This is a genomic window from Actinomyces sp. MRS3W (genome assembly GCF_032465695.1).
In the GTDB taxonomy this organism is placed as follows: Bacteria; Actinomycetota; Actinomycetes; order Actinomycetales; family Actinomycetaceae; genus Actinomyces.
Genome location: NZ_JAWDJJ010000298.1, coordinates 1 through 7,218, shown reverse-complemented (window position 1 = coordinate 7,218; position 7,218 = coordinate 1). Strand labels below are relative to the sequence as shown.

At 70.5% G+C, this 7,218-nt stretch carries 6 protein-coding genes; 3 read left to right on the top strand and 3 right to left on the bottom strand.

What is annotated here, in order from left to right:
* Positions 1-86: 86 nt before the first annotated feature.
* Together rsgA and RWX45_RS11365 are read left to right on the top strand one after the other, a co-directional pair.
* Positions 87-1,187, top strand: coding sequence for a ribosome small subunit-dependent GTPase A (rsgA, locus tag RWX45_RS11370; protein WP_316023833.1), 1,101 nt, complete (start codon positions 87-89; stop codon positions 1,185-1,187).
* A gap of 63 nt (positions 1,188-1,250) precedes the next feature.
* Positions 1,251-1,916, top strand: coding sequence for a GNAT family N-acetyltransferase (locus RWX45_RS11365; protein WP_316023832.1), 666 nt, complete (start codon positions 1,251-1,253; stop codon positions 1,914-1,916).
* 17 nt (positions 1,917-1,933) lie between these two features.
* Here RWX45_RS11365 and RWX45_RS11360 read toward each other — a convergent pair whose 3' ends face one another.
* On the bottom strand, positions 1,934-3,187 hold the full coding sequence (locus RWX45_RS11360; RefSeq protein ID WP_316023834.1) for an MFS transporter: 1,254 nt from the start codon (positions 3,185-3,187) through the stop codon (positions 1,934-1,936).
* A 552-nt stretch (positions 3,188-3,739) separates the two neighbouring features.
* Between RWX45_RS11360 and RWX45_RS11355 the strand changes: the two genes are divergently transcribed.
* The gene (locus RWX45_RS11355; RefSeq protein ID WP_316023831.1) at positions 3,740-4,546 is read left to right on the top strand and encodes a helix-turn-helix transcriptional regulator; all 807 of its coding nucleotides are present in this window, start codon (positions 3,740-3,742) and stop codon (positions 4,544-4,546) included.
* On the opposite strand, the gene RWX45_RS11350 is transcribed toward RWX45_RS11355, so the two are convergent.
* Complete coding sequence (locus tag RWX45_RS11350; RefSeq protein ID WP_316023830.1) at positions 4,536-6,014, bottom strand: multicopper oxidase domain-containing protein; 1,479 nt, start codon at positions 6,012-6,014, stop codon at positions 4,536-4,538. The two genes, RWX45_RS11355 and RWX45_RS11350, sit on opposite strands and share 11 nt — an antisense overlap.
* A complete protein-coding gene (locus tag RWX45_RS11345) occupies positions 6,011-7,207 on the bottom strand; it encodes a hypothetical protein (RefSeq protein WP_410050719.1) in 1,197 nt (398 codons plus the stop codon). The genes RWX45_RS11350 and RWX45_RS11345 overlap by 4 nt, the downstream gene beginning before the upstream one ends.
* Between the last annotated feature and the right edge of the window lie 11 nt (positions 7,208-7,218).

The following is a 7,218-nucleotide window of genomic DNA, read 5'->3' as shown; positions in this document are numbered from 1 at the left end:
TTGTAACGTGCCGAAACCGGCACTAATGACGTATCGAGACCGGTCGATATGACGCACGCCGCCGCTGCCGGCCAGGAGGAGCGGTAATGGCCCGCCGCGACATCGGCACCGACGATCCGCGGGTGCGCGTGCGTCCCGGCAAGCGGTCGCGTCCGCGCACCAAGCAGCGGCCCGCCCATGCCGACGCCGCCGTCGGCATGGTCACGCGCATCGACCGCGGCCACTACCGCATCCGCCTGGAGGATCCGTCCCTCACCGTGGACGGCTCCGGTGACATCACCGCCATGAAGGCGCGTGAGCTGGGACGGGGGAAGGTCGTGGTCGGGGACCGGGTCGCCGTCGTCGGAGACACCTCCGGCCGCAAGGACACCCTGGCCCGCATGGTCCGCGTCGAGGAGCGAGCCACCCTGCTGCGCCGCAGCGCCGAGGACGGCGACGCCGCCGGCACCGAGCGGCCAGTGGTCGCCAACGCCGACCTGCTCGTCATCGTCACCGCCGTCGCCGACCCGCAGCCGCGCCCACGCATGATCGACCGCTACCTGGTGGCCGCCTACGACGCCGGCATGGAGCCGCTGCTCATTCTCACCAAAACCGACCTCGCCGACCCCGCCGAACTGCTGGGCCTCTACCAGCCACTCGGGGTGCGCTCGGTGGGCACGCGCCTGGATCCCTCCAGCCGGGCGGAGGCCTCCCGCGCCGGCGGCGACGGCGTCGAGGCGGTCCGCGAGATCATCCAGGGCAAGACCTCGGTATTCGTCGGCCACTCCGGGGTGGGCAAGTCCACGCTCATCAACGCGCTCGTGCCCGGGGCGGATCGGGTCACCGGGGAGGTCAACGAGGTGACCGGCCGCGGCCGCCACACCTCCACCAACCTGCAGGCCCTTCAGCTACCGGGCGGCGGCTGGGTCATCGACACCCCCGGGGTGCGTTCCTTCGGGGTGGCGCACGTGTCCAGCGCGGACGTGCTGCGCGGCTTCCCCGACCTGGCGGACGTGGCGGAGGATTGCCCGCGCGGCTGCACGCATGAGGAGGGCGTCATCGAGTGTGCCCTGGACGAGTGGGCCGACGACGCCGCTGCGGCGCCCGCCGAGCGCGAGCGTCGCCGTGCCCGGGTGGATTCCTTCCGGCGTCTGCTCGCCCCCGCCCTGGAGACGGAAGACCCGACGACGCCGGGGCACCGGCGGTAAACGCAACTCGTCATGGCGGCCGGTTTCGGTACACGTCCCGGTCTGGGCGAAAGGAAAGTAACGATGAGCAGCACCATGATTCGACCTGGCACGCCGCAGGACTTGGACGCAGTCGCGGACCTGCTCACCGACGTGTTCGCCGCCGATCCGCTCATGCGCACGATCGCCGCGGCGGCCCCGGATGCGCGTGCCGCCCTCGATCACCTGCACCGCCATGAGCTGGCCGGACAGTACCTCTCCCCCGACCCGACCGCACAGTCCGGGACGCGGGTCGACGTCGTCGTCGACACCGGTGGGCGGATCATTGCCGCGGCCCTGTGGCATGCGCCCGCCTCACCCCCGGCGGCCGGCGCGGATGCGTCCGAACCGGCCGGCCCCATCTTCGCTGGGCTCGACGTGGACGTGCTGGGCGGCGCGTGGGAGCTGATCCGGCTCGACGGAGCCCAGTGCGAGGCGGCCCAACCGCACGACCCCCACTGGTATTTGTACATGCTGGCGGTCGCCTCGCAGGCGCGCGGCAGCGGCACCGGCACCGCCCTGCTGCGCCACGGCCTGGAACGCGTCGACGCCGACGGCGTGGCCGCGCATCTGGAGTCGACCTCGCCCGCATCCCGGCGCCTGTACGAGCGGGAGGGGTTCACGCTGACGGCCACGCTGGACGCCCCGCCGCTGCCGATCTACTGGGCTATGACCCGCCCCGCCCAACCGACCGGCCTCAATGCGTCATAAGTGCCGGCGTCGGCACGTCATTGAGGGTGAGTCGGGTTTGAGCTGCGCTGCGCCGGTGCCGAGCCGGACTCGGCCGCTTCTCCCCCCGTATGCCGCCGACGCCGTCGGGGCACGAACCAGACGTAGGCGGCCAAGGCCGTCAGCATGAGGGACGCGGTTCCCAACGCCCATACCGGCGAAACCGTCGCGCGCAGTCCCAGTGCCGCCCAGCTCCCGACCACCGCTCCGAGCGCACCCGCAGCCTGGCACCAGACCGTGTCCTCGACGAAGTCGCGGCCGCGGAGCTGCACCTGCCGCTCCCCAATCAGAGCGCTGCCCAGGCCCCACAGGCACGCCTCGGCGATGACCAGTCCTGCCGCGCCGACAAGGAGACTTCCGGCGGGCAGGAACACGGCACCGACCAATAGCATGGCGGCGCCCGTCAACGCGCAACCGATCACGGTGGTGCCACCTCCGGCCGCACGACGACCCGCACGTGCGATCTGCGGTCCTACGGTTGCCCCTACTCCCGTGGCGACGAGCACCCACACGTAGGCTCCGTGTCCATAGCGTGTGCCGATGAACACGGCCACATAAGCGCCGGCCAGGCCAGCGGCGACTGAACGCAGCAGGATGCTCAGCGGAGACACCAGCGGCCGCGTCACAAAACTCTTAAGCAGCGCCACCGTCGATAGACGTACACCATCCTCTTCGGCAGCGCCCTCACCGTCGCCGCTGCCGGTGGCCGCCTCCTCATATGAGACCCCACGCAGCCGCAGGGCAACCGCCGCTATTGAGAGGACCAGGTTAATGATAAGAACTGCTGCCGGAGACACAAATGTCAATGCGGCTCCCATGGGTAGCGCAACAACACGTGAGACGAGCGCCGTCAGAGAATGCAAATGCGAGGTGAAGCGAAAGGACATTTCAGGATCCACCGCCGCCATCTCTGCGCCATAAAGTTCCTCAGCGACGTCGAGCACCAGAGGGATAGGCGAGGAAGCAACTAGGTACCCCGCAAGCACCGGGCCGACCGAAGTGCCGATGCTGATCAACCCCAGTGCCACCAGCAGCAACACAACATCGTATGCCTCACACGCGGTCAGCACCCGCCCTGGCCGCCACCGAGCGACAACCTTGACCATCAGCGGCGCGAGCAAATCCTCAATGTTGGTCAGTGTCGAGTAGAACGCGATCCACACCGCTGGCAACGTAGCCGCCACCACCAGTGCGGGCGCGGAGCCGGTCACCGCTGACGAGCCCGTGGCCGACATGACCCATCCGATGAGCATCGCCTGCCGGGAACGGCGGACAAGCCTGCTGCGGTCGACGCTGCGCTGCTTACCCATCAATGTCGGTCTTCTTCCTGCATGTATCTAGGGATCTGGGGCGACGAAGACGTCCCACAGGTTCACAGGTGATCGTGGATCGAACGTGATGGAACGCCTCCACGCCCGCGCTCGTAACTCGAACGACGACGCCAGACTTGACAAACGTTCCAACCTCTCAAAACATACCAGGTACGCCGCATTCACTCCACAATCAGCGACAGGTCGAATTCCGATCCCCTGCCCTCATCCCTGACGCTTCCCCCTTCAGCGGACACAATCCAACACGCGCATCAACGGCGCCTCCCGCACTTCTACCATGCAAGCGGAACTCAAAAGAAGAATCGATAAAGAAAGCTTCGAGCACCTCTTCAAAGACTCACATAATGTTCAACTCCGGACGCACGCCCCATGTCGGTTTTCCTTTGGGGCGGCGCTCCGCAGCTTCTGGGCACGTGCCGCCTTCCGCAGCCCGTTCTGCCCCACCACAGGCATGACGAACGTTAGCCTGAGCACATGTCCTCTCCCCAGGGCGCCCGCGCCCCGCTGCCCCGGCCCGCCTGGACGGACCTGTCCGTGCGCGCCGAGCTGTCCCCGGCACGGCGCCGTGTGCTGGAAGCGGTCGAGGCCGCACCCCAACCGGTGACGGCGGCACACATAGCCCGGGACCTGAAGCTGCACCACAACACGGTGCGTGAGCACCTGGATGCTCTGGTGGAGGCGGGCCTCGTCACCGTGTCGACCACGCCCACCGGACGCCGCGGCCGCCCCGCCCTGCGCTATGCGCCGACGGGCCCTGATCCGGCTCAGGTCGCCGCCTCCTACCTCACCCTCCTGGATGCGGTCGTTGAACAGCTGGGCGACGGTGCGGACGCCCGCCGGAAAGCTTTGGAGATCGGCAGGCGCTGGGCCCAGTTGACGCCGAAGGACCCCGCCGAGCCACCCGCGCATGCCAACGATCCGGCCACCCCGCTGGCGGCGCTGCTGCCGTACCTGTCGCTCATGGGATTTGCCCCCGAGTTCGACGGCGAGCAGGTGATTCTCAAGGCGTGTCCGCTGGTGACGGATTCGCGTCCGCCGCACCCGCTGGTGTGCGTCATGCACGAGGGGTTCCTCAACGAGCGCTACGGCACCCAGGCGTGCCCCACCGGTCCCCGCGTCGATGGCGCCGACAACGGGGACGCCGCGGCCCCCGCAGACGTCACCCGCTTCGCCCTCGCGCCTCTGCGCGCAGACGGGTGCCACGTCACGGCCTCGCAGCCGCGGTCCGCACCGGTCAGCGATGGCGCGGATAGCGTCGGGACCGCAGCCCTCAGGCGGTGACTTTCAGGTAGGCCATGGTGCCCTTCTCCATGTCGGCGAATGCATGAGAGACGAGGGTGTAGGTGCCCGGCTCCGGCGGCACGCACTCCACGAATCCGCCCTGGGCCGGCTGCAGGCCGAGCGCCTGCCCGCCGCCGGACCAGGCGGCGCCCACCGCGTTGGGACCGCCCAGCGTCCAGGCGCCCTCCACGAAGACCTGGTCGAATTGCAGCCCGACGGCGTGGAACGACGTCGGCAGGGAGGGGCCAGCGTCCATGACCCAGATGCGCACCCGTTCCCCCGGCTTGGCGGTCAGCGGCCGGTCGCGGTACTGGAAGGCAATGCCGTTGAAGGCGAGCAGGTCGGGGGTTTTGGCCGCGACCTTGTCCGCGTCGGTCTCGCCGCCCTCGGGGCCGAGGTAGATCTCCGACTGAACCATGACGTACTCGCGGTCCACCTGCTCCAGTCCCGGCGGGTCGATGATGACCGCGCCGTGCATGCCGCTGGCCAGGTGCACGCTCATCGGGGATGTGGAGCAGTGGTAGAGCCAGATGCCCGAGCGTTCGGCGGTGAACTCGTAGACGAGCGACTCGCCGGGGTTGATCGACCGCATGACCGCGTCGGGCGAGACCACACCGGCGTGGAAGTCGAGGGAGTGGCTCATGGAGCCGTCGTTGACGAGCGTGATGCGGAAGGTATCGCCCACCCGGCCGCGCAGGATGGGGCCGGGAGCCTGCCCGTTGTAGGTCATGCGGGTTTGCGTGACCCCGCCGCCCACGTACATGACCTGCTCGGTGACGGTGAAGGTGTGTTCGTGAACGGTGGTGGAGGTGTCGGCGGGCGCCAGCGCGGCGTCGAAGGGCGTCACCTCCGCGGGCAGGACGGCGGCATAGTCGGGGGCGGCGTCGGCCTGCGCCGTAGCGGTCTGGCCTGCGGCCGTGGCGGCCTGGCCGGAGGCGGTGACGTGGAAGACCATGCCCTGGGCGCGGTGCCCGGCGATCGAGCACCATCCCTCGAGCGGACCGGTGACGACGCCGGCGTCGAGGCTGCCCGTGGTGCCGGCCGCGACCCGGCCGGTGGAGACGCTCGTACCGTCGGCCAGTTGCAGCACCAGGTCGTGCACCTGGTCGGAGTCGTTATCCAGGGTGATCAGCAGGCGGTTGCCAGCGGGCACGTCGATCGTGTCGGGGATAAAGCGCATACCCTTCACCCCCACGGTCACCTCCGTGGTCTCGCCGGTGGCGGCCACGTCGGTGGAGCCGGTATTGGCCGCGCGGCCAGAGCGCCAGAGCGCAACCCCGGCTCCGGTAGCGACGGCAGCCCCGGTGGTGAGCAGCCCGAGCAGCACGCCGCGCCGATCGAGCCGCACGGCGCCCTGAGTGCCCGCACCGTGGCCTCGTCTCCCCCTGCCGACGGCGGGCGCCGTTCCGGCCGTCACCGCCGCCCGGTCGGATTGCTGTGCGGACTGGGGTTCTTGACCCTGTCTCATGGTTCCTCCGTCTGGTTAGCCGCACGCCCGCCGCGGTCGGTGTGCGCCTCCGCCCGCGGCGCGTTCCCGGGCCCGGGATGCACCACCCGGCGCACGGCCAGCCCAATCCCGATCGGAACGTAGCCGGCGACGACGGCGGCGACCGCGGCCCCCGCCAGGCGCACCTGCCCCGGCAGCGGCTCGGCGACGGCGACCAGCAGGCCGGTGTTGGCGGCAACCGCCCGGTAGGCGGCGGCGCGGTCCAGGATGGCGTTGGTGGCGCGGGTGGTGGCCGGGCCGCCACCGAGCATGACGGGCGTGAGGTAGCTCAGGGCCGCCAGGATGATCTGGAGGGCGAATCCCGCGGCGAGGGCCACGCGGGCCGAGTGGATGACCGCGCGGGCGGCGGCGACGTCGTCGGCCAGGGCAATACCGACGCCGATATACGCCACGCAGACCAGGAACCAGGCCACGGCCGCCGCGGCGCTCATGGTGGCGAAGGAGGTGGGCGGCACGCGCCGGGCGGTCGCGGCGGCGGGGATGACCACGCTGCACGCGCCGACGAGGTAGACGGCCGTGCCGAGCAGCGCCGCCGGCCGCCACGCTCCCGCGCAGGCCGTGGCGGCGGTACCGACCAGCAGCAACGGCAGACCGCGGACGGCCCAGGGCGCCGCCTCCACCACCATCTTGGTGCGCAGCATCGTCGGCCACAGCACGGCGAGGGTGCCCAGCACCGTCGTGCCGACGAAGCCCCAGAGCATGGTGGTGGTGTGGGCGAGGTAGAGGGCGTCGGCGAGGGCGGCCGCGCCGCGCCTATCGGCCCAGGAGGTGAGGTACCCCAGGACGGCGCCCGCGGCCAGCAGGCTCAGCGCCGCAACGTAGTGGAGGGCAAGGGGCGCCAGCGCGGGGGCGAGGGCGCGCCGGTACTGGACCGTGATCGCTGCGACCCCCGCTAGGGCGCAGGTGACGACGATGCCGACCCCCACGAGGATGAGGACCGCACGTCCCGCGGTGATGCCGACCAGCACCGTGACCGTCCCGACGCTGTGGGCGTACAGGCGCGCATCCAGCAGGGCGGCGCTGCCCAGGGCGGGGCGGTGCAGGAGGGTGTCGGCGAAGTGGGCGGACCAGATGATGATGGCTGAGCCGACGCCGCCGAGCAGCAGGGCATGCAGCGGCAGCCACGACCCCCAGGCCGCCAGCGGGCCCCCCACGACCCCGACGG